The following is a 24,963-nucleotide window of genomic DNA, read 5'->3' on the forward strand; positions in this document are numbered from 1 at the left end:
ATCCGTAACGGATTCCAGAGTCGCAGACCACATCGCGTCCACCCCGCGCCTCGCACGAAGTTGGCAGCATGTGCCCGGCTCATCTCGTCGGCGCACCCGCACGCGAGCGCACGGCGTCCCGACAACGCGGACGCCGTTCCGCGCTATCCCACCGGGGCGTACGCGGGTACCGCCCGCACCCCGGCGAGTTCCCGCACGGTGGCCATGTCGCTGAAGGGCAGCAGCGCGTCACCGACGATCTGGTGCGGCTCGCTGCCCTTCCCCGCGATCAGGACGATGTCGTCCGGGCCGGCCGCCGACAGCGCGTGGGCGATGGCCTGACGACGGTCGGCGACGCGTGCGTACGGGGTGCCCGTCGCCTCGATGCCCGGGGCGACCTGGTCCAGGATCGCCTCCGGGTCCTCGTTGCGCGGGTTGTCCGAGGTGAGGACGCACAGGTCGGAGTGGGTGCCGGCGATCGTTCCCATCTCGGCCCGCTTGGTGGTGTCCCGGTCGCCGCCACAGCCGAAGACGGTGATGACCTTGGCCCGGGCGAAGCCACGGATGGTGCCGAGCACCTTGTTCAGCGAGTCCGGGGAGTGCGCGTAGTCCACGATCACCGAGGCGCCGCCGGACGTCGTGACGCGCTCGAACCGCCCCGGGATCTGCGGCATCCGCTCCAGCGCGGCAACCAGCCCGGCGAGGTCGTGCCCCAGGGTGTGGCAGGCGGCCACGGTGGCCAGCGCGTTGGCCACCGAGAACCGGCCGGGGGTCGGGATCGCGGCCGGGTGCTTGCGGCCGTCGTGGTGCAGCGTGAAACGGGTGCCCGAGGCGTCCACCACCAGGTCGGTGGCCCGGTAGTCGGCCTCGACGTCCAGGGCGTACGTGGTCACCGCGCCGGGCATCAGCGCGCCGATCCGGGCGCCCACCGCGTCGTCGGCGTTGACCACGGCCCGCCGACACAGCCCCTGGAAGAGGCGGAGTTTGGCGTCCCGGTAGTTGTCCATCGTGCCGTGGTCGTCCAGGTGGTCCTGGCTCAGGTTGGTGAAGACGCCGACGTCGACGAAGGTCCGGTCGACCCGGTGCGTCAGCAGACCCATGGACGTGGCCTCCAGCACGACGGTGCCCACCCCGCGATCGCGCATGCAGCCCAGGAGGTACTGCAGGTCGGGGGATTCCGGGGTGGTCAGCACCGAGGGGGGCATCGGGATCAGCTCGTCACCGATGCGGCTGCCGGCCGTGCCGATCACCCCGGCTCGCACCCCCTCGGAGATCCGCAGCACGGACTCGACCATGTAGGAGACCGAGGTCTTCCCGTTGGTGCCGGTGATGGCCACCATGTCCATGCCCCGCCCGGGTTCGCCGTAGTAGCGGGACGCGAGGACGGCCGCCGTGGCGCGGGCGTCCGGTACCCGTACGACACACGCGCCGTCCGCCGCCGCCGGCAGCACGCGGTCGTCCTCCACGACGACCGCCACCGCGCCCCGCGCGAGCGCCGGCGCGACCGCGCCGGGCCCGCCCTCCAGATGCCCCGGCACCGCGACGAACAACGACCCCGGCACCACCCGTGCCACGTCGAAGGCCGTTCCGGCGGTGACGCGCGTCTCCTCGACGTCACCTCGAAGGACGCGGTGGTTCTCTCCAGCCAACAGCTCGCTCAGCTTCACGATGATCCCTTCGAGGGTGGCCCGGCCGGGGTACGGCCGTCGCCGGAGCGCGGCGACGGCGGTACGCCGAAGCCGCGTGGGGAGGTGGATCGCGTGCGATCCGCGTACGCGGGGTGCGTGACGTGCGCTACGAGATGCGCGATGCGGGGTCGAAGCGGTGCGCGCCGTGCGCGTAAGGAGCGCGGAAACGGCGGTCAGGCGGTACGGGGCCCGGCCCCGGAGCGGAAACCCGCGAAGGTCGCTAGCCGGGCCGGTGCAGGCCGATACGGCAGCCCGCCGCCCCACCGGGAGCTGCCCGGTGCGGGCCCTTCCCGCTCACGCCGGTGCGACTCATATGGCCGAGTGTACGTCCGGGTGGGGGGTTGGGGGGTCGTGCGGGAGGGGGCGGAGGAGTGGGCACGGTACGACCCGCGCGCGGAAGCCGGCGTTATCGCCGCGTCCTGGCGCCCCGGCTCGCGGCCCGGCACCCGGAATCCCGCGGCCCGCGTCCCGGCGTACGCTGCTCGGGTTCGCCGCCGATGCCGGGACCGGCTCATCACACGGGAAGGCGCCCGATGGACACGCACACGATCCGCCGCACGAGTGTGGCCCTCCCCCGCCTCGATGAGCCCGGCCGGTATCTCTCTCACGCCGCCTCACTCGAAGGCGGGCGAGGCCGGCTCACCGGATTCCGCTACGCCGACGCCGACCTCCGTGACCTCGACATCGCCGACACGCACTGGGCGGACGGCCGCATCACCGGGCTCAGGACCCAGCGCACCAGACTGGAGAGGCTCCACGTCCATTCCGTGGAGTTCACCGGCTGCGACCTGTCCTGCCTGCACTGGTCCGAGATCGGTGCGAGGTGGTCACGCAGCAATGTCCTGCCGCATCCGTTCCAAAGCCCGCGTCGCGGCAGCGTGCAGGTCAGGCAGGCGCCCCTGCGCGCTGCGGATGATGCGCTGCACCTGGTGCGGGAGGCGTTGGCGGGCGGCTTCGCTCAGCGCGTCTTCCAGGCATTGGGCACCGCCGGCTCGGTCGCCCGCGACGAGCTGCGTGTGGGCGACCGTCACGAGTTCGATGACGCGCCACTGCGGGGCGGCGACCATCGTTCGTGTAGGAGCGTTGTCCAGGAGCCGTACGGCAGTGCGAGTACGGCCGGTGGCGATCAGGCCGCGGAGTCGGATCTCATGGAGTGCGTAGGGGTTGAACAGGCTGGTGTGGTCGACATGCTCCAGGAGCCGGCCCGCCTCGCCAAGGACGGCATCCAGCAGGTGGCCGTCGTGAAGTGCTCCGGCCGCGCGAGCCAGCAGGGGCAGGACCGCGGCGCGGGCGTTGTCGTCCGGGGCGATGGCGGCGGCGTGCTGGAGCCGACAGACGGCGGCGCCGGTTAGACCGGCTTTGCGCATCTCGTTGCCGTGCATCCGCAGGACGTCGGAGGAGAACGCGGGATCGCGGAAGTGCCGTGCGATGCCCCAGCTCTTGGCCGTCCAACAGGCCGCAGTCTGCAGACGTTCTTCCGGCAGTACGTTGCCCAGGGCGACGCCGAGGCTGACGCGGGCGCGGGCCAGCAGGCGCAGGACATCACGTTCGACATGTCCGTCGTGGCTACGACCTTCCAGCCGTACGACGAGGGGCCACAGTTCGGCCACAGCTTCGGAGGCGTGCCCAGACTGGCGTGCGATCTCGGCGAGACGGACAGTGGACTCGCCGAACTGGAGCATGGCGCGGTGGTCCGTGTCGGCTGGGTCAGTGACGCCTAGGACGTGCGGAGGGAGGCGGAGGAGTTCGGCGATGCGGCGACGTGCATCCGCGTCGCCCAGGGTGCGTTTTCCGTTTTCGAACGCGGAAATGGTGGTCTTGTCGTAGCCGAGAAGCTCGCCTAGCGCAGACTGGTTGATGCCATGCACCATGCGGTGGAAGCGCAGGATGGCGCCCAGGTTTCCGCTGGCGAGAACTGCCTGGGCCTGCGGAGTGGCCCAGCGCCACAGCACGTGGCGGGCCGAAGGGTGCGACACGAGTTCGCCGGGCACGTTCGCCTACCGTTCGTGCCGGTACCAGGCGTCGATGGACCGCTTGTAGCCGTCGGGCATCGTGAGACCGGGAACCTCGTCGGCGGTGAAAAGTCCGATCTCCTTGTGCTCGTGGCTCAGGGACGGCTCGACATCGGGTGTCAGGACGTTGCAGCCGTAGGTGACGATCACGACGCGACGCTCCGGCAGGGTCTCCGGGAGCGGTTGGTAGATCCATACGTCCAGCAGCGGACCGGCCTGCACCCGCCATCCCGTTTCTTCGCTGATTTCGCGGGCGACGGTGGTCTCGGGGGTGGGGTCGTGGGGCTCCAGTCGTCCGCCCGGTAGCTCCCACTCCTCGCGTTCGTTCTTCAGCAGGAGCACCCGGCCGCGCCCGTCGCGCGCGACTCCCTTGACGGAGACAGGCCAGGTGGGGGGCGTGTACGCCATCACAGTCAACCCTCGCAGTCGCAGCCGGTCGTGAGCGCTGGGGACGTAACACGATGCGCCGAGCTCCGCCTTGGGGCGCCCACTCGTACGAGACGGAAGTCTGTCACTGCATCCCGCGTGTTCACTGAGCACCGTCATCCCGAGGCATCAACCCGATGTGAAGGATCTCTGCGACGCCAGGCGAATTTGTTGCGGGCTGGCAACCGACTCGGGCTACGCGTTCCCTCCTCTAGCGGGTTCGTCGCTGAGGCGCTTCCCCGGCTACCCACTCCCGCCCGTCCGACCCACCACCAACGCCGGCGCGATCCCCACTGCCGCGCCGAGGCCGACCGCCAGGGCCGCGTCCGTCGCGCACGCCTCCTCTGCGGTGGCCCAGCGGCGGCGGTGGCGACAATCGCGGTCGTGGACGCAGAGGCAGGCCGGCGCCTCCACGAGGTCCGCGTCCGTGCACCAGCCCCCGTCCATGAGCAGGACGATCTCGGCGGGTACGCCGGGCGACGCGGGGCGCTCGTCCACGGCCAGCACGCGACGCAGGTTCGGCGGCGCCAGGCCCAACGCCGTGGCGACCCGCGCCGCCGCTGCCGTCACCTGCTCCCCCGGTCGTACGACGACGCCGGGCGGCTCCCACCTCGTGGCGTCCTCCGACAGTTGTACCTGGAGTACGTGCGGCCAGCCGGCCGTGGTGACGTCGCCCGGGTCGCTCTCGATGCGCGGCTTCCACAGCAGCAGGACCACGCGCAGCCGATGGGCCACGCTCATGCCGTTCCCTCGCTGCCCTCGCGGCCCTCACACCTCTCGCGAACCTCCGCCAGGCCGAGGCCGCAGTCCTCGGGCGTCTTGCCGTTCGTCGTCATGACCCCGGCCTTCGCGTCCCCGTCCGACCAGAAGTAGCTGCCGGGTCCGGCGAGGGCGTCCAGTGCCACCTGGACGTGGTCGCTGTTGGCGCGAAGGTCACCCCGTTCCATCGCCTCGCGGTCGAACAGCGAGTTCTCGTAGGCGTGTTGGAAGTCCCAGTCGCATACGGGCTCCCAAGCGCAGGTGGCGTCGGACAGCCTGGCCTCGGCGAGGAAGAACCGCAGTACGGCGCCGGAGACGGTCGCGACCTCGTGGCGGCCGGTGAGTACGCGGTGCAGGGGGTTGTCACTCACCGGCCCGCCCCTCCCGGTGGCGCGGGCACCGGCACGGACCCCAGGCGGTAGGCAGGTACGTGGCCTCAAGTTCCGTACGGGTGAGGGTTTCCGGGTCGACGCGGACGGTGGTGTCGGGGGCCAGCGGAACCGGCTCTTCGCCGGGGCGCTTGCGGTAGACCTTGAGGGTCATCGTGTGGGGCATGAGGTCGGGTCCTTGACGTACTGGCGGATTACCGCGTGTGACGAATCCCTCACAGCGTCGACCCAAACTGCGTAGCCTCGATAGGCCAAATGGAGTGAGCGCCAGGACCTCACCCGCACATGAACACAGCCGAAAGGGGTGGGCGCAAGATGACGCTGCGCCAATCAACTGCGGACCCAGACATCCCCGTTGGGGGCCTTGCCTTCTTCGGGAGCGAGGTGCGCTTCGCGCGCGAGCACGCGGGGATGACGCAAACGCAGCTCGCGCTGGCCACGGCGTACGACCGCACGTACGTCTCGCACGTCGAGAAAGGAAGCATGTTGGGTTCCGCCCAGTTCGCGGAAGCATGTGACCGGGTGTTCAAAACCAGCGGCTACTTCGCCCGTCTGGCTGCGCGTATTCGCGAAAGCGGCCACCCGGACTGGTTCCTGCCATACGTGGCGCTAGAGAAAACAGCGGCATCCATCTCGGACTACTCGTCCACGTTCCTCATGGGCGCGGTCCAGACGCCCGAGTACGCGGAGGCGATCTTCCGGACTGGTTGGCCACGTGAGGATGACGAGGCAATCATGACGCGAGTGGAAGCACGCATGGCTCGGCGTGAGGTGACAGAACGCCAGTCACCTCCGCACCTCTGGCTGATCGTCCACGAGGCCGTGCTGCGGATTCCGGTCGGGGGCCCCAAGGTCATGGCGGCACAGCTCGACTACGTGCTAGAGAGGGCGTCGGAACCGCACTTCACGTTCCAGGTGTTTCCGTTCCGAGCCGGCGCCCCGGCGGCAGAGGTGCCCTTCACCATGTTGTCGCCATCGTCAGACGAGGAGCGGCCCGTCCTCTACTCGGAGACGACGGGGCGGGGGCACATCAACGACTCGCAGGAGGCCGTGCGGGAGTGGGCAGGTAAGTTCGATCACCTGCGCGCATCGGCGGAATCGGAAGCCGACTCACTGCGCCTCATCCACCAGATCCGGAGGGAACACGAATGCACCGATGGGTGAAATCCAGTTACAGCGGCGCCCAGGGTGGCCAATGCGTGGAATGGGCCCCCGATCACGCGGCGATCGCTCGCGTCGTCCCCGTCCGCGACAGCAAGGACCCCCACGGCCCCACCCTCACCTTCCAACCCGCCGCCTGGACCGCCTTCATCACCAGCATCAAGGCGGGCGAGTTCCAAGGCTGAGACACCTTGTACGCGAGACTGACGTACGCCAGGAGAGCGCCCCCAGAGGCAGCTGACCAGCACTCAAGGGCGCCCTCCCCGCAACCCTGTACCTCGTGTACGAGATCCGGAGGGAACACGAATGCGCCAATGGGTGAAGTCCAGCTACAGCGACGGCGAAGGGGGCCAGTGTGTGGAGTGGGCCCCTGACCACGCGACGACCGCCCGCGTCGTACCCGTCCGCGACAGCAAGGACCCCCACGGCCCCACCCTCACGTTCCAACCCGCCGCCTGGAGCGCCTTCATCGCCAGCATCTAAGCGGGCGAATTCCGAGACTGAGGCCCCCGTACGCCTACCCCCGCGACGACGCCCCTTGAACAATGGCTGAATGACGCTCAAGGGGCGTTCTCTTGCCACCGCGCTCAACCAACCGCCAGGGGGCGAGCGATGAACACCGCTCCAGCCATCCAGCACCACACCGCCGACCACGCTGCGGTCATGCGTGAGGAACTGCTCGACCTGCACGACGCGGTGTACGAGGGCAGTGGCGACCCTCTTGCCGCCCGAGACGCGTTCGCACCCTTCCTCGACCACTGGCTCGCCACGGAGAACTTCGCCTGCACCGTTGCCCGCGCCCCCAACGGCACCCTGGCCGGATACGCCTATGGCGCTCCCCTCACGTCCCACACCAGGTGGTGGGACGGGCTCACCCCACCCCTGGACGCAGCCGCAGCTACCGAGAACGGCACGCGCACCTTTGCCCTGTCCGAGCTGCTGGTCGGTAGGGAATGGCGCGGGACCGGCACGGCACGGCGTTTGCACGACGCGTTGCTTCACGGCCGGCCCGAGAGCCGGGTCACCCTGCTGACTCCAGCCGACCATGCGAAGGTCGTGCAGATGTATCAGAGTTGGGGATACGAGCGCGTGGGCGAGTGTGTCCCGTTCGTGGGGGCGCCCCGGCTGGTCGCCATGTTGCGGAGCTAGTCGGGTCAGCCGTTCCCCGCGATCGGCCCGCGCGGGCGCGCCACCGTCGGGCCGACGACGCTGACGAGTGCGGGGCCCGTGCCGTACGGGCCGAGCGCGGTGAGGAAGGTCTCGGCGATGTGGACGGCCACGTCGAGGGACCAGGTGAGTGTCTGGCAGCGGAAGCCGGGGCCGGTCGTGGCCTCGACCAGGTGGATCGTCCCGGTGAGCGGGTAGCGGAACGCGGGGTCCGGGGATTCGGGTGGGGTGGGGGTGGGGGTGGGGGTGAGCCTGCCGGAGCTGAGTTCGGTCACGGCCTCGCTGATCCGCTGGGCCCGGCCGGCAAGGCTCCCGTACCGTGCGGCGAGCGTGACCGTCACCTCGGCGCCCGTCTCCGTGGACGTATCGCCCGGCTCGTCGTCGGCCCAGGTCAGGTCCTCGTTCCCGGCCGCGCCGCGGCGGGGCGGCGCGAGGACGTGGACGCCGGCCACAGTGAAGCTTCCCGACTGGCGCAGGGCGTCGGCGAGGACCGTGAAGGCGGGCCGCACGGGCGGGGGTTGGTCCGGTGGCGCGTCGGCGATGTCGACCTGTAGGTAGCCGATCTCGCGCACGGCGCCGTCCTGGGTCCAGTCCCCACCCGCCTCGTTGTGCGCCCAGCGCGCACCGCGCGGCCGGCCGGCCCCCAGCACGGTGGAGGTGAGACCGTACGCTTCCGCGCGCTGGACCGTGAGGCTGTACAGGTCCTCGTCGAGTTCGCCGGTCTCCCACGCGCGGCGGATCTCCGGCCGCAGGTCCAGGGTCCCGTGAACGCCCACCACCATGGGCTCCGCGCTTGGCATGGCTCTCACCTTCCCTCTCCGCCAGCGGCCGGTCAACGCGGCCTCACCGTACGGACGGTGCGAGCCGTGCGCGGCGTGACGGTACGCCGTCGGCCGAGGGCTCGGTGACCACACGGCGGGCGGGCCCCAGGTCACAACCCGCGTACGGCACCCGGGGGTTAACCCGACCCCCGATACGGATGACCACCCCAGCGCGGCGGCCCGAGTCCGGCGGGCAGAGTGAGGGGGACGAGGCAGCGGGGCACGGTGCCCTGCGGGGTGGCGCCGCGGCCGTGGTTCCCATCCGTGAGGACGTACACGTGACGAAGCACAAGCGCGCGCTCGCCGGGGCGCTCACCCTCGCCGTGGCGATCGGGGTCGCGGGAGCCGTGCCTCCGGGGAGCGCCGCCGCCACGAGCGGCACGACCGCCTCGGCGCGGTCGGCGAAGGCCGGTGGCGAGCACGCCGGGGTGCGGGAGTACCTGCGGCGGCTGACCACCGTCGACGGGGTGCCCGGCGCCCTCGCCGAGGTGCGGGACCGGCGCGGTAGCAGGGTGTTGACCAGCGGTGTCGCGGACGTGGACAGCCAGGCGCCGGTGCACCGCGACAGCAGGTTCCGGATCGGCAGCATGACCAAGATGTTCACGGCGACGACCGTGCTGCAACTGGTGGAGGAGGGCGAGGTACGGCTCGACGCGCCGGTGGAGACCTATCTGCCCGGCGTCGTCCGGGGCCACGGCAACGACGGTCGGAAGATCACCGTCCGCCAACTGCTCCAGCACACCAGCCGCCTGCCCGACTTCCTCGACTACCTCAAGCCGCAGGACATCGTCGCCGACCCGCTGGCCCACCACGACCCGCGCGACCTGGTGGCCCTCGCGCTCCAGCACCCCCCGGTCGACAAGCCGGGCACCAACTGGGACTACTCCAACACGAACTACCTGCTCGCCGGCATGATCATCGAGAGGGTGACCGGCCACACGTACGCCGACGAGGTCCACGAGCGCATCGTCAGGCCGCTGCGCCTGCGCGAGACGTACGTACCGAGCGAGACGACGATCCGTGGCCCGCACCCGCGCGGGTACGCGCAGCCCGGCAAGGACGCGCCGCTGGTGGACATCACCCGGATCGACCCCTCCATCGGCGGCGCGGCCGGCGGCATCATCTCCAGCGGCACCGACCTCAACACGTTCCTGGCGGCCCTGCTCGGCGGGGACCTGCTCCAGCCGGCCGAGTTGCGGGAGATGACGCGCACCCAGCCCACCGGCGGCGACGGCGACCGCGCGTACGGCCTGGGCCTGGAGAGCAGGTCGCTGCCCGGCGGCGGCCTCTACTGGGGGCACTCCGGCGACTTCCTCGGGTACGAGACGATGGCCGGCGCCACGGTCGACAGCCGGCAGGCGACGGTCATGGCGAACCTGGGCCCGGGGAGTTCGGACGCCCAGAGCGACCACATCCGGGCGGCCGTCGAGACGGCGCTCTCGGGGGGCCGCGCCTCGGCCCGGGGGTAGGGACCGCACGGAAGGGTGGGAGCGGGCGCGGGGCGGGGCCGTGACGGGAAGGTGCCTGGTCGGGCGGTGGTGTCGCGGACTCAGCCGGGCGGCGGCGGGGTCGGGGACCGTATGCCGAGCCACTGCCGCGCGCCCCAGGCGTCGAACCGCTCCACCTCGGTGAACCCCAGCTTCGCCGCGAGACGCATGGAGGCGACGTTGGCGCTCTGGGTGGTGAGCACCACCGGCTCGCCGGGCAGCACGGTGGCGAGCCAGTCGAGTGCCGCCACGCACGCCTCGGTGGCGTACCCCGCTCCCCACGCGCGGGGCAGGAAGAGGTAGCCGAGGTCGACCTTGCCCCGGGCGGCCGGGCGACTGTGGCCCGTCGCCCTTCTGAGCAGGAGTTGGCCGACCATCGTCCCGTCGAGTTCGACGACGAAGCTCCCGGGCCGCCGCGCGGGCACCTCGGGCATCTCGCGCTCCAGTTCGTCGCGCGGTCGGGGACCGCCGAGGTAGGTGTGCACCTCGGGCGAGGCGAACAGTTCGACGAAGGCCGCGCGGTCCCGGGCCTCGGGCGCGCGGAGTACGAGCCTGCCGGTGCTGATCGGCTCGGGTGGCCAGGTCACGGGCCCCAGATCGTCCATCCGCGCACGCTAACAGGAGGCCGGACCGGGCGGCCGGCCCTCGCCGTTGGGCGCCGACACCGCCCCGGGCGACTGGACCGCCACCCATCGGCTGGGGATCGGGCGCGACCAGCGCTGGTACGACGCAGCCGAGCCATCGCGGTCGCGGTCCTGACCTGGGCCGCCACCCGTTGTCGGCGCGGTGTCGGCCGGTCGGTCGCGGGTGGCGTGCTCCGTCGGCGTGCCGCCGGTAGCCGCCGGGCCCGGCTGTGGGACGCCAGCCGCGAACTGACCGGCATCGGCCCGGGCGAGGTCCCGTCTGGTGCCGGCGGCGGCGCCCGGTAGTGGCGCGTACGCCCGGCAGACGCGAAGCCCCGACAGCCGCTGCCGCGTCACGCCGGGCGGGTGGTCTCCCAGGCCGCGTCGATCATCTGGAAGATCTCGTCTACCGCGGCCTCCGGCTCGGTCGCCTCGCGGGCCAGCGTGTACGCGGTGATGGCGAACCGCGCGATGGTCCGGCAGACCGTCGGGGTGCGGGGCGGGGCGAACTCGGCCTCGATGGTCGCCGCCAGCGCCTCCGCGTGGCGCAGCCGCATCGATTCCTCGTACTTCCGCAGGGCGGGCGAGGAGTCGATCATGTGCCAGATCGGGCCGGCCCCCTCCCCCGTGCAGTGGCGGACCAGGGCCAGCACCTCGCGGCGCAGCGCGGGGACGAGCGGCTCGTCCGGCGCGCGGTCGGTGACCGCCCGGGTGAGGCGCTGCTCGAAGTCCGCGTCCTGCTCGAAGACCAGGGCCTCCTTCGCGGGGAAGTGCGAGAAGAGCGTGGTGACGGCCACGTCGGCCTCGGCCGCCACGTCGCGGATGCCCACCGCGTCGTACCCGCGCTCCAGGAAGAGCCGCAGGGCGGTGTCGGCGATCTTCTGGCGGGTGGCGGCCTTCTTGCGCTCACGGCGTCCGGTCGGCACGGTCATGGCCGCAGACTAACAGGTGCGAAACAACAACCGTTTCGGAAAGCTAACCGTTAGTGCTACGGTTCGCCGCATGAGAAAAGTGAGCTTCGCCGAGTTCGGCGGTCCCGACGTTCTGCAACTGATCGATGCCGAGGAGCCCCACGCGGGCCCCGGCCAGATACGCGTCGCCGTACGGGCGGCGGGCGTGAACCCCGTCGACTGGCGGGTGCGGGAGGGCCAGAAGCTGGCGGCCCATCCGCTCGCGCTGCCCTCGGGGGTCGGCCTCGACGCCGCCGGCGTGGTGGACGAGGTGGGCGCGGGCGTCGAGGGGGTCGCGGTCGGCGACCGCGTGTTCGGCGAGGGGAGCAGCACCTACGCCGAGTTCGCCGTGCTGGCGCACTGGGCCCGGATGCCCGAAGGGCTGTCGTTCGAGGAGGCGGCCGGCTACCCGTGTGTCATGGAGACCGCGCTGCGCGTCATCGGCGAGGTCGGCGTGGTCCCCGGGCAGACGCTGCTGGTCAGCGGGGCGTCCGGCGGCGTCGGGTCGGCCGTGTTGCAGGTCGCCCGCGACCGTGGCATCGCGGTGATCGCCACGGCCGGGGCAGCCAACCAGGAGTACGTGCGCGGCCTCGGCGCCCGCGCCACGACGTACGGCGACGGCTGGGTCGAGCGGGTACGGCGGCTCGGGCCGGTGGACGCGGCGCTCGACCTGGCCGGCTCGGGCGTGATCCGGGAACTCGTCGAGCTGACCGGGGACCCGAACAAGGTGATCTCCATCGCCGACCTCGACGCGCCCGACCTCGGCGTCCGCTTCTCCGGCGTGGCCGGGAGCGTGCCGGACGCGCTCGCGACGACCGTCGACCTCCTCACGCGCGGGAAGCTGCACATCCCGGTCGAGAAGGCGTACCCGCTCACCGACGCCGTGGCGGCGCACATCGACAGCCAGGCCGGCCACACGCGCGGGCGCCGGGTCATCGTCATCTGAGCCGGGCCGAGGGAGCCGAGGGGCGGCCGGTGGGGCGGCCGGCGGGGCGGCCGGCGGGGGCCGCGCTCGGGGCAGGGGGCCGAGCGCGGCGAGTCGTACACCCACACCGCCCCCCGAGCGACCCGTCAGGATCGCTCGGGGAGCGGTCGGTTCGCGTCAGGCGCGTGGGCCACACCACGCGCCTGACTCACACAGAGCCCCTGGCTCACACAGGGCCCCTGACCCGCATAGGACCCCTGACTCACACCGAGCGCCTGGCCCGCGTCGGGCGCGTGGTGCGCGACACGGGGGCGGTGCGCGTCGGCCGCGTGGTGGCGCGGGTCGGCGCGCTGGCGCGCGGTGCCGGTGGGCGTGGGCGCGAACGAGGGTGGGGCCGGGGTCACTTGGTGGCGATGAGCCCCGGGGTCGCGGTGGTGACGGGACGGCCCGTGGCGCCCGCGTGGGCCGCGCGCGGCTTCGGCAGGGTGCAGCCGGGCAGGGACAGGTCGACCTTGTTGCCGGCGCCGACGCAGCGGGTGATCTGATACGTCTGCTGCGCGTAGCCGATCCCGCGGCGGACGGTGACCTGGCCGTTCTGGTCCACCTCGCACGGGTTGTTCATCGTGCAGCGCTGGCCGGACTCGTTGATGGTGTTGTTGACGGCCACGACCTTGCCGCTGGCGGTGTCGATGACCGGCGAGCCGGAGGTGCCGCCGATGACGTTGCAGGGCGAGGTGTAGCGGACCGAGTCCTTCCAGGTGTAGGGCCCCTCCCGCAACTGGTTGACGAAGCCGTTGGCGTTGCAGGTGTAGGTGCGCTTCCAGTAGCCGGAGACCACCTTGATGCCGGCGCCGGAGGTGGGCCGCTCGGCGGACAGGGCCAGCGCGTTGACGTTGTAACGCTGCTTGATCTGCGCGTACGTCGCGTTGACCTGGTAGAGCGCGGCGTCCGTGTCGGTCATCGTGCCGTACGCGAGCTTGGTGGCCCGCACCGTGCCCGCGTTGCCCGCGTTGGCGTTCAGCAGCGTGAAGCTCCGGCTGGACGGCTGGTCCACGAGCACCTGGCCGGCGCCCGGCATGCCGCCCTCCAGACAGTGGCCGTTGGTCAGCACCAGGGCGGGGTCCTGGTCGGTGGAGTTGGGCAACTTCACGATCGAGCCCGAGCAGTTGCTCAGCGCCACCGTGCCCTCGTACGTCACGGCGTTGACCTGGGGCGAGGTCACGCCGGAGGCGTTCGTACCGGTGCCGGTCGCGCCCGTGTCGTGGGCCGCGGCGGACGAGGCGCCGACGCCGGCGACCAACGAGCCGCTCAGCGCCAGGGCGGAGAGCGCACCTATGACGGTTCGGTTCACGTGGGGGAGTCCTTCCCTCCGGATGTGCCGCGGATGTGCTGCGGTTTTGTCATGCGCATTCTGAGCGCAACGACCCCTCCGGGCAATCAAGGAATCGGAAACCCCAAAAAATGGCGGGTTCACATCAGCTCCACATGTTGACCCGAGCATGCCAGAACCCAAGACTGTCCCCGGCACCCGCGCCGTACGTCGCAGCGGGCCCCGTGTCCACTCGCACCCCGGTGGCACGGCTTTCGCACGTCGCATTTACTGGACCCACCCCCACCAGGAGACCCCCATGCGACTCCGAACCAGGGGCAGGCGGACCACCGTCATCGCCGCCCTGATAGCCCTCGCGCTCTCCGCTCCGTTGGCGGCCAACGCCAACGACGCGGACTCCGGCGCCCGCGATGCCAAGCCCGCCGCGGCCGAGGCCGCCGACGTCGCCCGGCAGTACGACGTGACCGGCCCGAAGACCGTCCAGCAGCGTACGGAGATCGCCGCCACCGGCGCGGCCATCGACGCCGTACGCGAGGGCGCCGTCACCATCACCGCGAGCCCGGCCGAGCTGAAGCGGGTGCGCGCGCTCGGGTACGAGGTCAAGGCGCTGCCCGGCCCGCCCGCCCGGACCGGCAGCAAGGACGCCACGCCGCGCGACTTCCCGCCGGCCGACTCGCGCTACCACAACTACGCCGAGGCCACGGCGGAGATCAACGACCGGGTCGCGAAGAACTCGAACATCATGAGCAAGCGCGTCATCGGCAAGTCCTACCAGGGCCGGGACATCGTCGCGATCAAGATCAGCGACAACGTCGGCACCGACGAGGCCGAGCCGGAGGTGCTGTTCACCGCGCACCAGCACGCGCGCGAGCACCTGACCGTCGAGATGGCGCTGTACCTGCTCCGCGAGTTCGGCGACAAGTACGCCAGCGACGCGCGGCTCAAGAAGCTCATCGACAGCCGCGAGATCTGGATCGTGCCGGACGTGAACCCGGACGGCGGCGAGTACGACATCGCCAGCGGCTCGTACCGGAGCTGGCGCAAGAACCGGCAGCCCAACGGCGGCGCCACCGGTACCGACGAGAACCGGAACTGGGACTTCAAGTGGGGCTGCTGCGGCGGCTCCTCGGGCAGCCCGACCTCCGACACCTACCGCGGCCCGCGCGCCGAGTCGGCGCCCGAGGTGAAGGTCGTCGCGGACTTCGTGCGCAGCCGGGTCGTCGGCGGCAAACAGCAGATCAAGACCGGCATCGACTTCCACACGTACAGCCAGCTCATCCTCTGGCCGTTCGGCTACACCACCGCGGACACCGCCCCCGGCCTGACCCAGGACGACCGGGACGCGTTCGCCACCGTCGGCCGCAAGATGGCCGGCACCAACGGCTACACCCCCGAGCAGTCCAGCGACCTGTACGTCACCGACGGGTCGATCGACGACTGGCTGTGGGGCAACCAGAAGATCTTCGGCTACACCTTCGAGATGTACCCGGGCCCGGGCGGTGGTGGCGGCGGCTTCTACCCGCCCGACGAGGTCATCGAGCGGGAGACCAGCCGCAACCGCGAGGCCGTGCTGCTCCTCCTGGAGAACTCCGACTGCATGTACCGCTCCATCGGCAAGGAGCAGCAGTACTGCTCCGGTAGCTGAGCCACCGGCGCGGTGGCGGCGCCCGTCGCCGCCTCCTGAAGTCGCCTGACCGGCCCCGGTGTTCGGCCTCACCGCCGAGCACCGGGGCCGGTGCGCTGCCCGGGTGTGTCGTCCCGGCGTGTCGTCCCGATGTGTCGTCGTACGTCGGGGCCGGGGCGCTGTCGTACGTCGGGGCCCGGCGGCCCGGTACGGCGCGGGGTGGGTCAGCGGGTGGCGAGGCTGGCGAGCAGTTCGGCGGCGGGCTGGGGGTGGACGAGCCAGCGCAGGTGGCCGCCCTCCAGCGAACGCACGTCGAAGGGGTTGTCCGGGGTGAGCGCGTCGGCCTCGCGGATCATGCGGTCCTGCACGGCGGGCGGCACGCTGGCGTCGTCGGCCAGGCGTACGTACGTCCTGGGCACCCGGCCCCAGGTCGCCGCCTGCGCCCGGTCGGCGGAGGTGCCGGCGTCCAGGTTCTCGTCGGGCTGGAAGGTGTTCAGGAAGGTGCGGAACTCGTCGTCGGTCAGGTCGGCGGCGAACGCCTGCTTGAACGCGGCGAGCGCCGTCGGGTCGGCGGTGCGGAAGTTGGTGCGCAGCAGGCCGAGTTCGGCCGGGTTGCCGACCAGCGTGCTGGCGAAGGCCATGGGGTCGACGTCCGCCATCTCCGGCTGCGCGTAGTAGCCGCTCACGTCCAGCTCGACCGGGCACCAGGCGGCCACGTACACGAGCCGGTCCACCAGTTCGGGGCGGGCGTTGGCGACGGCGGTGGCCGTGATGCCGCCCCGGCTGTGCGCGACGAGGATGGTGGGCCCGGTGCGCTTGGCCCGCTCCAGGACCTCGATGACGCGGGCCACGTTGTCGGCGAGGGTGACCCCCTTGATGCCGCCCGGCTCCGCCGCGAGCGCGGCGAGGTCCTGGGGCGCCTGGTAGGCGGCGGGGTACGTGGCCTCGAAGCCGTGGCCCGGGAGGTCGATCGCGGCCGAGCGGTGCCCGAGCAGGGCCAGCTCGGCCTGGAGCGGCGCGAACGAGAACGAGTTCGCGAAGGCGCCGTGGACGAGGACGAAGGTTGGCGTGGTGTGCATGCCTCAGCCTCCACCGAAACGATCTTCGGGGCAAGGTCGGGGCAGGTGGCGGGCCTCGGGCGACGGGCCCTCCCCCGCCGCCGCCCCGGCCGCGCGCCGGGCCAGCCGGGCGAGGGCGGCCCGGAGTTCGGGCGGGCCGACGACCTCGAAGTCGGCGTCGAACCGGCCGACGGCGCAGGCCAGTCCGGTCCAGGACCAGGAGCCGAGGACGAGCCGGCAGCGGCCGGGGCCCCACTCCTCGACGAGCCCGTCGAAGGCGTGGCGAGCGACGTCGGCGGCGGGCAGGTCGAGGATCACCTCGCCACGGCAGGGCCAGTCGCCGGGCCCGTCGGCGCCACGGAACCGGCCCGCGACGAAGGCGGCCACGTCGCCGCCGGGGAGCGCGCGCGGGGTGAAGCGGGGGCCGGTGGGCACGCGCGGGGTGACGCGGTCCGCGCGGAAGGTGCGCCAGTCGGCGCGGTCCAGGTCCCAGGCGAGCAGGTACCAGCGCCCGCCCCAGGCGACCAGGTGGTGCGGCTGCACCCGACGCCGCACGCGATCGGCCTCGCGGCCTGGCGGCGGGGTGGCGGCGTCGTGGGCCCGTGACCGGGTGGCGGCGTCGAGGTTCGGCGGTGGGCCGGCGGCGCGGTCGTCGGGGCCGTCTCGCGGGGGTGCGGGTGGGGGCGCGGGTGGGGGCGCGTAGTCGAAGCGGAGTTCCTCGTGGGCGCGGACCGCGTCGGCCAGCGTCGCGAGCACCCGGCCGTCGGGCTGTTCGGCGGGGGTGCGCGAGGGCGCGACCACGGTGGCCCGGAGCGTGTCGATCCGGTGCCGCAGCCGGGCGGGCATGAGGTCGCGCACGGTGTGCAGGGCACGGGCGGCGGCCTCGCCGATGTCGGCTCCGGGGCCGGAGCCGGCCCCGCCGCCGGCCGCAGCCGTGGCCGCGGTGGTCTGGAGGGCCACGGCGAGCGCGACGGCCTGGTCGTCGTCGAAGAGCAGCGGGGGCAACCGGGAGCCGGCGTCGAGCCGGTAGCCGCCGTCGGGGCCCTTGGTGGCGACGATCGGGTAGCCGAGTTCGCGCAGCCGGTCCACGTCACGGCGGATCGTACGGACATGGACGTCGAGTCGGCCGGCGAGGTCGGCGCCCGGCCAGTCCCGGCGGGCCTGCAACAGGGACAGGAGCGCGAGCAACCGCGAAGAGGTCGTGGGCACCCATCCATTCTGGCCGGGATAGCGGACACGTCCTGTCCTCTCCCCCTGGGACGGTCAGCCTCACACCCGGCGACCGGGGGCGGCCACCCGGGCCGCTCCCGCCAAGGCCGGGCCGTGACCGCGCCGGCGGCGCCGGCGCCCGTGACCCCACCGAGGCAAGGAGCCCCTCATGTCCCTGACGACCACCACGCACCTCAACTTCCGTGGCGACGCCCGCGCGGCGCTCGACTTCTACCAGTCCGTCTTCGGCGGGCGCACCGCCGTCGTGACGTACGCGGACGCCGCCGCCGCGTCCGGCCCGACCGACACGCCCAACACAGCCGACGCGACCGACACAGCCGACGCGAACAACGCGACCGACCCGGCCGAGGGGCAGTGGGTGATGTGGGGCGAGGTCGTCGCGGAGGACGGCTTCCGCGTCATGGCGTACGACGTGCCGTCCGGGATGCCCTGGGAGCAGGGGCGGAACTCCTTCTTCGTCTCGGTGCGCGGCGACGACACCGAGGAGATCGAGGCCCGCTGGGACCGGCTCGCCGCGGACGCGGCCGGATCGACCGTGCTGCACCCGCTGGCGCCGGCGCCGTGGGCCGCGCTGTACGGCATGGTCCGGGACCGGTTCGGGGTGGTGTGGGTGCTGGACGTCGTCAGCCCCCGGTGACGGACGAACGCCCCGGCGGGGCGCGCGGATCGGCCTCCTCGCCGCTCCGCGCGCCCCGCCGGGGCCGCCCGCTGGTCCGCCCGGCGCGACGCACCGGGCGGACCGCTAGATCACCAGGCTCAGCAGCCCCGCCACCACGAAGCCCACCACCGACAGGACCGTCTCCAGGACCGTCCAGGACTTGAGGGTGTCGCGCTCGGAGATGCCGAAGTACTTGGCCACCATCCAGAAGCCGCCGTCGTTGACGTGCGAGGCGAAGATGGAGCCCGCCGAGATCGCCATGATCACCAGCGCGAGGTGGGCCTGCGAGTAGTCGCCGTCGGCCAGCAGCGGCGAGACGATGCCGGCCGTGGTGACGATGGCCACCGTCGCCGAACCCTGCGCGACCCGCAGCACCACCGAGATCAGCCAGGCCAGGACGATGACCGGCAGGCCGGCGCTGTCGAAGGCGTCGGCCAGCGCCTGGGCCACGCCGCTGCCCTTGAGCACCGCGCCGAACACCCCGCCCGCGCCGACCACCAGCAGGATGTTGCCGACCGGCTTGAGGGACGCGGTGGACACGGTCTCCAGCGACTTGCGCGACCAGCCGCGCCGCAGCCCGAGCAGGTAGTACGCGAGGAGCAGCGCGATGGTCAGCGCCACGAAGGGGTGGCCGAAGAACTCCACGATCGAGCGGCCCGTGCTGGGGTCGAAGGCGATGGAGGAGAACGTCGCGCAGAGGATGAGCAGCAGCGGGGTGCCGATGATGGCGAGCACGGTGCCGACGGAGACGGGCGCCTCGGCGGCGCCGGAGCCGCCCTCGCCGCCACCTGCCCCGGCGGAGCCGCCCTTGCCGGTCGAGCCGGCGTGCGCGCGCTGCTCGGCCGCGACCGCGGCCTTGGCCTCTTCGGCGGCCTCCACCATGTCCTGCGGGACGGGCACGAAGACGCGGTGGCCGATCCACGCGGCGTACGCCCAGGCGGCGAGCACCGCGGGGATGCCGCAGACCACGCCCATCAGGATCACCCAGCCGAGGTCCACTTCGAGCAGGCCGGCGGCGGCCACCGGGCCCGGGTGCGGCGGCAGGAAGGCGTGCGTCATGGACAGGCCGGCGAGCAGTGGCATGCAGTACAGCAGGATGGACTTGCCGCTGCGCTTGGCGGCGGCGTAGACGATCGGCGCGAGGACGAAGATGCCGACGTCGAAGAAGACCGGGATACCGAAGATCACGCCGGTCACGCCCATCGCCAGCGGGGCCCTGCGCTCGCCGAAGAGGGTGAGCAGCCGGGCGCTGAGCGCCTCGGCGCCGCCGGAGACCTCGAGTATCGCGCCGAGCATGGTGCCGAGCCCGATGATGATCGCGATGTGGCCGAGGATGCCGCCCATGCCGGACTCGATGAGCGAGACGGCGTCGGACTTCTGCACGGTGCCGAAGAGTTCGGTGACCGAGAGGCCGGCCGCGAGGCCGACCGCGATGGAGACCGCGAGCAGCGCGACGAACGGCTGCAGCCGCACCTTGATGATCAGGAAGAGCAGGAGCGCGATACCGAGGGCGGCCACGGTCAGCAGGCCGGTGGTGCCGTCGATGAGCAGCAGGAGGCCACCGGTGTGCGGTGGCGTCTCGGCCGCGGGTGCGGCTGCGAACAACATGGGAACTCCGTTGTTTCCAGGGGTCGATGGGTAGGGCGGGCCACGGCACGCCGGACGCGGGCCGGGTGCCGGGAGGAAGGGGACGGGGTACGGGGGGCGCGAGGTGTGGGGCGTCACGTGCCTTGGGTGTGGAGCGGTCGGGGGGTGGCCACGGGCCGGTCCGTCGGCCGGGCGCCGGCGTCGGGTCCGGTGGGTCGCGCGGGCGCCGGGGCGGGGCGCGGGGCCGGGCCGCCGGCCGGAGCGGGTGGCTGGCACCCGCGCCGTACGTGGGGCGGTGCGCTCGGCCCGCCAACACCGGGTTTCAGAGCCCTAGTTGGCGTACCGCCGAGTCGGTGATGCGGTGATGCGGTGATGCGGTGGTGCGGGTGGGGCCGGTCGTCCGGGGTGGGCGGCTGGTCCCGGCCGCGGGGTCGGTGCGGCGCGCGGGTCGCGGAGGGCAACCCTGGCGTACGCGGGTGGGGCGCGGCCGGCGCGGGAAGGACGGGCCGGCGCGCGGGGAGGGGTGCGCCGAAGCGGCGCCCCTGGTACCGCCGGCGGCGGCGGGCCCGGTGTCGGGCGCGTCGTGCCGGGGCGTCGCACGCGAGATGGCGTGATGTCGTACCGGGCGGTGCGGGGGTGTCGTACCGGGGTCGTACGGGGTCTCGCACCGGGGTCGTACGGGGTGCCGCTGCCGGCCCGGGGTGTAGGGCGGGAAGCGGCGGGGCCGGTGCCGCGGGCCCTCCGGCGGGGGTGTGTCCGGAGGGGCCGCGGCGCCGGGGATCAGCCGAGTACGGCGAGCGCGTCGATCTCGATGAGCAGCCCGGCCGGCAGGCCGACGTAGACCGTCGTCCGCGCGGCGGGGGCCTCCGTCAGGTCGGCGAAGTACTCGTTGTAGATCTCGTTCATCTCGGCGAAGTGCTCGACGTCGGTGAGGTAGACGCGCAGCATCATCACGTCCTCCCAGCGCGCGCCGCCCTCCTCCAGGATCGCCTTGACGTTGGCCAGCGTCTGCAGGGTCTGCTCGCGCAGGGTCGGCCCGGCGGGGGTCGGGGACTGGCCGGGGACGGCGGGCAGGAAGCCGACCTGGCCCGCGACCTGGAGGATGTTGCCCTTGCGGACGCCGTGCGAGAACTTGGCCGGCGGCGCGGTGTGGGTGGCGGGCGTGATGGCCGTCTTCTGGAGCTTGTCGCTCATGCGAGGGTTCCTCTGCTTCCGTACTTCCGGGGTTGCACAACGGACGGGGGGTGGCCGGGCGGGCCGGCCTGGCTCTGGCGGGTCGGTAACGCGGCGGCGTACGAGGCCGGGACGGCGCGCGGGGGCGCGGCGTACGGGGTCGTGAGCCATGGCCCGGTGGACGCGCCGCGCCCGAACCTGCCACACCCGAGCGGGGCGGGCCCGCGGCGCGCGGTCACTGGTGCCGCCCGGAGTACTCGCGGGTGATGGCGTCGGCGGTGCGGCGCACCAGCGGGAGCAGGGTCAGCAACTCCTCGGCGGTGACCACGACGTTCGGCGCCGAGACCGAGCACGCGGCGACCACCCGGCCGTCGGCGCCCCGGATCGGCGCGCCGACGCAGTTGATGGACTCCTCGTGACCGCCGAGGTCGCTGGCCCAGCCCTGCTCGCGCACCTTGGCCAGCTCGGCCAGAAAGGCGGCGGGTCCGGGCGTCGAACGGGAGGTGTAGAGCGGGTAGTCGAGCCGCTCGGCGATGGCGCGCCGCTCCGGCTCGGGCAGGTCGGCCAGGAGGAGCTTGGCGACGGCGGCCACGGTGATCGCGACCGGCTTGCCGATCCGCGAGTACATCCGCACCGGGTAGCGGCTCTCCACCTTGTCGATGTAGAGCACCTCGTTCTCCTCGTACACCGCCAGGTGCACGGTGTGCCCGCACTTCTCGTTGAGTTGGACCAGGTGGGCGTGGGCGATCTCGCGCACGTCCAGGTTCTCGACGGCCTCCTGGGCGAGGGCGAACAGCCGGGCCCCGAGCCGGTAGCGCTGGTCCTGCTGCCGGTAGACCATGCCGTGCTCGTGCAGCGTGCGCAGCAGGCGCAGGGCGGTGGACTTGTGGACGCCAAGCCGGTTCGCGACCTGCTCCAGGTTGGCCGGGCCCTCCGCGAGCAACGGCAGGATGCTCAGCGCTCGGTCGACGGTCTGACTCATCGGTTACGTACCTCCGCGTTGGATCCCCCTACGGTAGGTACCTCCGCGCCCGGCTCCGCCTCGGTCCAGCCGGCGGACAGGCGCAACGCGCCCCAGGCGTCCGGGTCGAGCGCGGCGAGGCGGTCCGCCTGGGCGCGGGAGGGCGGGTTGCCGAGGTCGCCGGGGACGGTGAGGGCGGCGGCGGCCATCAGGTGCCCGTGCCGGACCCGGGCGAAGACCGGCAGGCCGCGCAGGGTGGCGGAGAGGAAGCCCGCGGCGAAGGCGTCGCCGGCGCCGACGGAGGCGACCACGTCCACGCGCAGCGCCGGGGCGTACGTGACGGTGTCGGCCCGCGTCGCGGTGGTGCCCGGCGCGGTGGTGTTCGGCGCGGTGGTGGCGGACTCGCGGGCGTAGACGGTCACGCCCTCCGCGCCGTGCTTGACCACGAGGACGGCGGGCTCGGGCAACGCGGCGCGGATGGCGGCGGGGCCGCTCAGGCCCCAGGCCGCCTCCGCCTCGTCCTCGCCGACGAAGACCAGGTCACAGCCGCGCGCGAGGTCGGCGAGCACCTCGGGGCCGGCCTGGTCGGCCGCGCCGCGACCGCGCCAGAGCCCGACCCGGTAGTTGACGTCGAAGGAGAGCAGCGGGCGGCCCGTTGTCGGGGTGGTCAGCTCGCGCATCAGGGCGAGGCAGTCGGCGGACAGGGCGGCGGTGATGCCCGAGACGTGCAGCACCCGGCCGCTCCACAGCGTGGCCCGGTCGAAGGCGCCGGGCGCCATCGCGGCGGCGGCGGAGCCCGCGCGGTAGTAGACGACCTCGGAGCCGCCGGCGGGCGCGGCGGCGCGCACCGCGCGCTCCCCCGCCGTGCGGAAGTAGATGCCGGTGGGCCGGCCCTGGTCGCGCTGGACCGCGGCGGTGTCCACGCCCGTCGCGGCGATGGCCGCCACCAGGTGGTCGCCGAAGCCGTCCGCGCCGACCCGGCTCACCCAGCGCGCCGAGTGCCCCGCGCGGGCCAGGCAGCAGGCCACGTTGGACTCGGCACCACCGATCCCCCGGTCGAAGGTGGGAACGTCGGCGAGTCGGCCCGCCTGCCGGGGAACGAAGGTGACCATGGACTCGCCGAGGCACACGACATCGACGTCCGGGCTGCTCGGGGCTGCGGTCACGATCGCTCTCGCTCCTGTCGCGCGGTCTTCGTCGTCTCTGCGGTGTCGTCTGTGCCCGCCCGGAACCCTCGACGGGTCGGGCGGAGTTCCGTTCGCGGCCGGTCCCGCTGGTGCGGCCGGCCTCTCGCGGAACCCGTACGTGTGCTGCGTGTCCTGCGTGTGCTGCGTGTCCTCCGGTGCCCGACACGGGCCCCGCGCGCCACGGCCGGGCCGGCGGGGGCCGCCCGGGGTTTCGACGGACGGTTCGCACCGTTGACCCGGTGCTTGCCGGGATGTTAGACAGCAGTAAGCGATATACGCAATGGATGTTGCAGTATATGCAACAAGAACTTTGGGGGGCTCGATGGCCACCGAGAACACCAGGGACGCGGACCCGCGACCCGCGCCGACGCCGCGCCCCACCGCCGGGGCGGGAGACGCGAGCGGCGCGCACGGGACCAACGGCACGGGCGCCACCACCCCCGCCGCCGGCGCCGCGGCCGGCCGGCTGCGCCGGGTGCGCGACGCGGTGGCGCCGCTGGCCGACGAGCGGATCGACCACCGGTTCAAGGGGCTGCCCCCGGACGCCGACGGTTCCACCGTGGGCGCCCTGGCCGCCGAGCGCCGGTCGCTGTTCACCGGCGGCTTCACCACCCCGGTGCTCGCCCTGTCGGCCGAGTCCCTCGCGCACAACCTCGCCCTCATGGAGACGTACGCGCACCGCCACCAGCTCGCCTTCGCGCCGCACGGCAAGACGTCGATGGCGCCGCGGCTCTTCGAGCGGCAACTCGCGCACGGCGCCTGGGGCATCACCGCGGCCCTCCCCTCCCACGTCCGCGTCTACCGCGCCTTCGGCATCCAGCGGATCTTCCTCGCCAACGAGGTCGTGGACGCCGCCTCGCTGCGCTGGCTGGCCGGCGAACTCACCGCCGACCCCGACTTCCGGCTCATCTGCTACGTGGACTCGGTGCGCGGCGTCGAGCTGATGGACGCGGCGCTGCGCGAGGCCGGCGCCGCGCGCCCCATCGACGTGGTGGTCGAACTCGGCGCCGGCCCCGACGCCCGCACCGGCGCGCGCAGCGTCGCCGAGTGCGAGCTGATCGCGGACGCGGTGGCCGAGGTGGGCACGCTGCGCCTGGTCGGCGTCGCCGGCTACGAGGGCGAGGTGCCACGGGCCGACGACGCGTCCGTACGCGCCTGGCTGCGCCAACTCACCGCGCTGCTCGCCGCCTTCGACCGGGCCGGGCGGTTCGGCGCCGAGCCCGCCGAGATCGTGGTGAGCGCGGGCGGCAGCGCGTGGTTCGACGCGGTGGCCGAGGTCTTCGCGGAGCTGCCGCCGCTGTCGGCCCCGGTGCTCAAGCTGCTGCGCTCCGGCGCGTACGTCTCGCACGACGACGGCCACTACCGCGAGCTGACGCCGTTCAACCGGGTGCCCGACGAGGGCGCGCTCCAGTCCGCGTTCCGGCTGTGGGCCCAGGTCATCTCGCGGCCCAACACCGAGCAGGCGTTCCTCAACGCGGGCAAGCGGGACGCCGCGTACGACCTGCACCTGCCGGTGCCGCAGGTGGTGCGCGACGGCCGCACCGGCGAGCTGCGCCCGGCCGACGGCATCGCCCTGACTGGCCTGTCCGACCAGCACGGCTGGCTGCGCACCGAGCCCGGCACCCGCCTTGAGGTGGGCGACTGGGTCGGGCTCGGCCTGTCCCACCCGTGCACCTCCTTCGACAAGTGGCAGCTCATCCCGCTGGTCGAGGCCGACGGCACGGTCACCGACCTGATCCGCACCTTCTTCTAGCCCCACGGGCCGGCC

The 24,963-nt window shown here is 72.8% G+C and carries 25 protein-coding genes; 9 read left to right on the top strand and 16 right to left on the bottom strand.

Translation table 11 applies throughout. The features are described from left to right. Window positions 1-143: 143 nt before the first annotated feature. The 6 genes from AC3CHW_RS11520 to AC3CHW_RS11545 form a co-directional block, all read right to left on the bottom strand. Complete coding sequence (locus tag AC3CHW_RS11520; protein WP_488470376.1) at window positions 144-1,646, bottom strand: UDP-N-acetylmuramoyl-L-alanyl-D-glutamate--2,6-diaminopimelate ligase; 1,503 nt, start codon at window positions 1,644-1,646, stop codon at window positions 144-146. A gap of 848 nt (window positions 1,647-2,494) precedes the next feature. Continuing rightward, complete coding sequence (locus AC3CHW_RS11525; RefSeq protein ID WP_488470377.1) at window positions 2,495-3,658, bottom strand: helix-turn-helix domain-containing protein; 1,164 nt, start codon at window positions 3,656-3,658, stop codon at window positions 2,495-2,497. A 6-nt stretch (window positions 3,659-3,664) separates the two neighbouring features. Further along, window positions 3,665-4,087 (bottom strand): NUDIX hydrolase, encoded by a 423-nt coding sequence (locus AC3CHW_RS11530; RefSeq protein ID WP_387592147.1) that lies wholly within the window; start codon window positions 4,085-4,087, stop codon window positions 3,665-3,667. Between the two features lie 261 nt (window positions 4,088-4,348). Beyond that, on the bottom strand, window positions 4,349-4,846 hold the full coding sequence (locus AC3CHW_RS11535) for a hypothetical protein (protein WP_398611617.1): 498 nt from the start codon (window positions 4,844-4,846) through the stop codon (window positions 4,349-4,351). Next, window positions 4,843-5,235, bottom strand: coding sequence for a hypothetical protein (locus AC3CHW_RS11540; RefSeq protein WP_398611616.1), 393 nt, complete (start codon window positions 5,233-5,235; stop codon window positions 4,843-4,845). Before AC3CHW_RS11540 ends, AC3CHW_RS11535 begins: the two co-directional genes overlap by 4 nt. After that, entirely contained in the window at window positions 5,228-5,419 is a 192-nt protein-coding gene (locus AC3CHW_RS11545; RefSeq protein ID WP_398611615.1) for a hypothetical protein, read from the bottom strand. The genes AC3CHW_RS11540 and AC3CHW_RS11545 overlap by 8 nt, the downstream gene beginning before the upstream one ends. Window positions 5,420-5,538: 119 nt before the next feature. Between AC3CHW_RS11545 and AC3CHW_RS11550 the strand changes: the two genes are divergently transcribed. From AC3CHW_RS11550 to AC3CHW_RS11565, 4 genes are all read left to right on the top strand, one after another. After that, window positions 5,539-6,417 carry a helix-turn-helix domain-containing protein gene (locus tag AC3CHW_RS11550; RefSeq protein WP_488470378.1) on the top strand — a complete coding sequence of 293 codons (879 nt, stop codon included), beginning with the start codon at window positions 5,539-5,541 and terminating at the stop codon, window positions 6,415-6,417. Continuing rightward, window positions 6,402-6,599: a DUF397 domain-containing protein gene (locus AC3CHW_RS11555; protein WP_398611613.1), complete on the top strand. Its 198-nt coding sequence runs from the start codon at window positions 6,402-6,404 to the stop codon at window positions 6,597-6,599. The genes AC3CHW_RS11550 and AC3CHW_RS11555 overlap by 16 nt, the downstream gene beginning before the upstream one ends. Before the next feature lie 121 nt (window positions 6,600-6,720). After that, window positions 6,721-6,897 carry a DUF397 domain-containing protein gene (locus AC3CHW_RS11560; protein ID WP_488470379.1) on the top strand — a complete coding sequence of 59 codons (177 nt, stop codon included), beginning with the start codon at window positions 6,721-6,723 and terminating at the stop codon, window positions 6,895-6,897. A 129-nt stretch (window positions 6,898-7,026) separates the two neighbouring features. Then, window positions 7,027-7,563, top strand: a complete 537-nt coding sequence (locus AC3CHW_RS11565; protein WP_488470380.1) for a GNAT family N-acetyltransferase — start codon at window positions 7,027-7,029, stop codon at window positions 7,561-7,563. A 5-nt stretch (window positions 7,564-7,568) separates the two neighbouring features. Here AC3CHW_RS11565 and AC3CHW_RS11570 read toward each other — a convergent pair whose 3' ends face one another. Further along, complete coding sequence (locus AC3CHW_RS11570; RefSeq protein WP_488470381.1) at window positions 7,569-8,381, bottom strand: hypothetical protein; 813 nt, start codon at window positions 8,379-8,381, stop codon at window positions 7,569-7,571. A gap of 299 nt (window positions 8,382-8,680) precedes the next feature. On the opposite strand from AC3CHW_RS11570, the gene AC3CHW_RS11575 reads away from it, so the two are divergent. After that, the gene (locus tag AC3CHW_RS11575) at window positions 8,681-9,871 is read left to right on the top strand and encodes a serine hydrolase domain-containing protein (protein ID WP_488470382.1); all 1,191 of its coding nucleotides are present in this window, start codon (window positions 8,681-8,683) and stop codon (window positions 9,869-9,871) included. An 80-nt stretch (window positions 9,872-9,951) separates the two neighbouring features. Here AC3CHW_RS11575 and AC3CHW_RS11580 read toward each other — a convergent pair whose 3' ends face one another. Together AC3CHW_RS11580 and AC3CHW_RS11585 are read right to left on the bottom strand one after the other, a co-directional pair. Beyond that, window positions 9,952-10,494 carry a GNAT family N-acetyltransferase gene (locus tag AC3CHW_RS11580; RefSeq protein ID WP_488470383.1) on the bottom strand — a complete coding sequence of 181 codons (543 nt, stop codon included), beginning with the start codon at window positions 10,492-10,494 and terminating at the stop codon, window positions 9,952-9,954. 371 nt (window positions 10,495-10,865) lie between these two features. Next, on the bottom strand, window positions 10,866-11,444 hold the full coding sequence (locus AC3CHW_RS11585; protein ID WP_488470384.1) for a TetR/AcrR family transcriptional regulator: 579 nt from the start codon (window positions 11,442-11,444) through the stop codon (window positions 10,866-10,868). Between the two features lie 70 nt (window positions 11,445-11,514). On the opposite strand from AC3CHW_RS11585, the gene AC3CHW_RS11590 reads away from it, so the two are divergent. After that, on the top strand, window positions 11,515-12,408 hold the full coding sequence (locus tag AC3CHW_RS11590) for an NADP-dependent oxidoreductase (protein ID WP_459247417.1): 894 nt from the start codon (window positions 11,515-11,517) through the stop codon (window positions 12,406-12,408). 379 nt (window positions 12,409-12,787) lie between these two features. Here AC3CHW_RS11590 and AC3CHW_RS11595 read toward each other — a convergent pair whose 3' ends face one another. Beyond that, window positions 12,788-13,738 carry a S1 family peptidase gene (locus AC3CHW_RS11595; protein WP_381159030.1) on the bottom strand — a complete coding sequence of 317 codons (951 nt, stop codon included), beginning with the start codon at window positions 13,736-13,738 and terminating at the stop codon, window positions 12,788-12,790. 277 nt (window positions 13,739-14,015) lie between these two features. Here AC3CHW_RS11595 and AC3CHW_RS11600 point away from each other — a divergent pair, with 277 nt between their 5' ends. Next, the gene (locus tag AC3CHW_RS11600) at window positions 14,016-15,362 is read left to right on the top strand and encodes a M14 family metallopeptidase (RefSeq protein WP_488470385.1); all 1,347 of its coding nucleotides are present in this window, start codon (window positions 14,016-14,018) and stop codon (window positions 15,360-15,362) included. A 203-nt stretch (window positions 15,363-15,565) separates the two neighbouring features. Here AC3CHW_RS11600 and AC3CHW_RS11605 read toward each other — a convergent pair whose 3' ends face one another. Together AC3CHW_RS11605 and AC3CHW_RS11610 are read right to left on the bottom strand one after the other, a co-directional pair. After that, on the bottom strand, window positions 15,566-16,420 hold the full coding sequence (locus AC3CHW_RS11605; RefSeq protein WP_488470386.1) for an alpha/beta fold hydrolase: 855 nt from the start codon (window positions 16,418-16,420) through the stop codon (window positions 15,566-15,568). Between the two features lie 3 nt (window positions 16,421-16,423). Next, window positions 16,424-17,608: a helix-turn-helix transcriptional regulator gene (locus AC3CHW_RS11610; RefSeq protein WP_488470387.1), complete on the bottom strand. Its 1,185-nt coding sequence runs from the start codon at window positions 17,606-17,608 to the stop codon at window positions 16,424-16,426. 169 nt (window positions 17,609-17,777) lie between these two features. Between AC3CHW_RS11610 and AC3CHW_RS11615 the strand changes: the two genes are divergently transcribed. Next, on the top strand, window positions 17,778-18,266 hold the full coding sequence (locus AC3CHW_RS11615) for a VOC family protein (RefSeq protein WP_488470388.1): 489 nt from the start codon (window positions 17,778-17,780) through the stop codon (window positions 18,264-18,266). Window positions 18,267-18,371: 105 nt separating this feature from the next. On the opposite strand, the gene AC3CHW_RS11620 is transcribed toward AC3CHW_RS11615, so the two are convergent. The 4 genes from AC3CHW_RS11620 to AC3CHW_RS11635 all read right to left on the bottom strand — a co-directional run bounded on the left by AC3CHW_RS11620 (window position 18,372) and on the right by AC3CHW_RS11635 (window position 23,177). After that, window positions 18,372-19,895 (bottom strand): GntP family permease, encoded by a 1,524-nt coding sequence (locus tag AC3CHW_RS11620; RefSeq protein ID WP_398611968.1) that lies wholly within the window; start codon window positions 19,893-19,895, stop codon window positions 18,372-18,374. Between the two features lie 759 nt (window positions 19,896-20,654). Then, complete coding sequence (locus AC3CHW_RS11625; protein ID WP_398611967.1) at window positions 20,655-21,068, bottom strand: RidA family protein; 414 nt, start codon at window positions 21,066-21,068, stop codon at window positions 20,655-20,657. A 214-nt stretch (window positions 21,069-21,282) separates the two neighbouring features. Further along, a complete protein-coding gene (locus AC3CHW_RS11630; protein WP_176163749.1) occupies window positions 21,283-22,029 on the bottom strand; it encodes an IclR family transcriptional regulator in 747 nt (248 codons plus the stop codon). Next, a complete protein-coding gene (locus AC3CHW_RS11635; RefSeq protein ID WP_488471020.1) occupies window positions 22,026-23,177 on the bottom strand; it encodes a sugar kinase in 1,152 nt (383 codons plus the stop codon). The genes AC3CHW_RS11630 and AC3CHW_RS11635 overlap by 4 nt, the downstream gene beginning before the upstream one ends. 505 nt (window positions 23,178-23,682) lie before the next feature. Here AC3CHW_RS11635 and AC3CHW_RS11640 point away from each other — a divergent pair. Next, window positions 23,683-24,948, top strand: a complete 1,266-nt coding sequence (locus tag AC3CHW_RS11640) for an alanine racemase (protein ID WP_488471021.1) — start codon at window positions 23,683-23,685, stop codon at window positions 24,946-24,948. Window positions 24,949-24,963 lie beyond the last annotated feature (15 nt).

It is taken from the genome of Streptomyces sp. MGP-BFMKR1, from assembly GCF_057766585.1.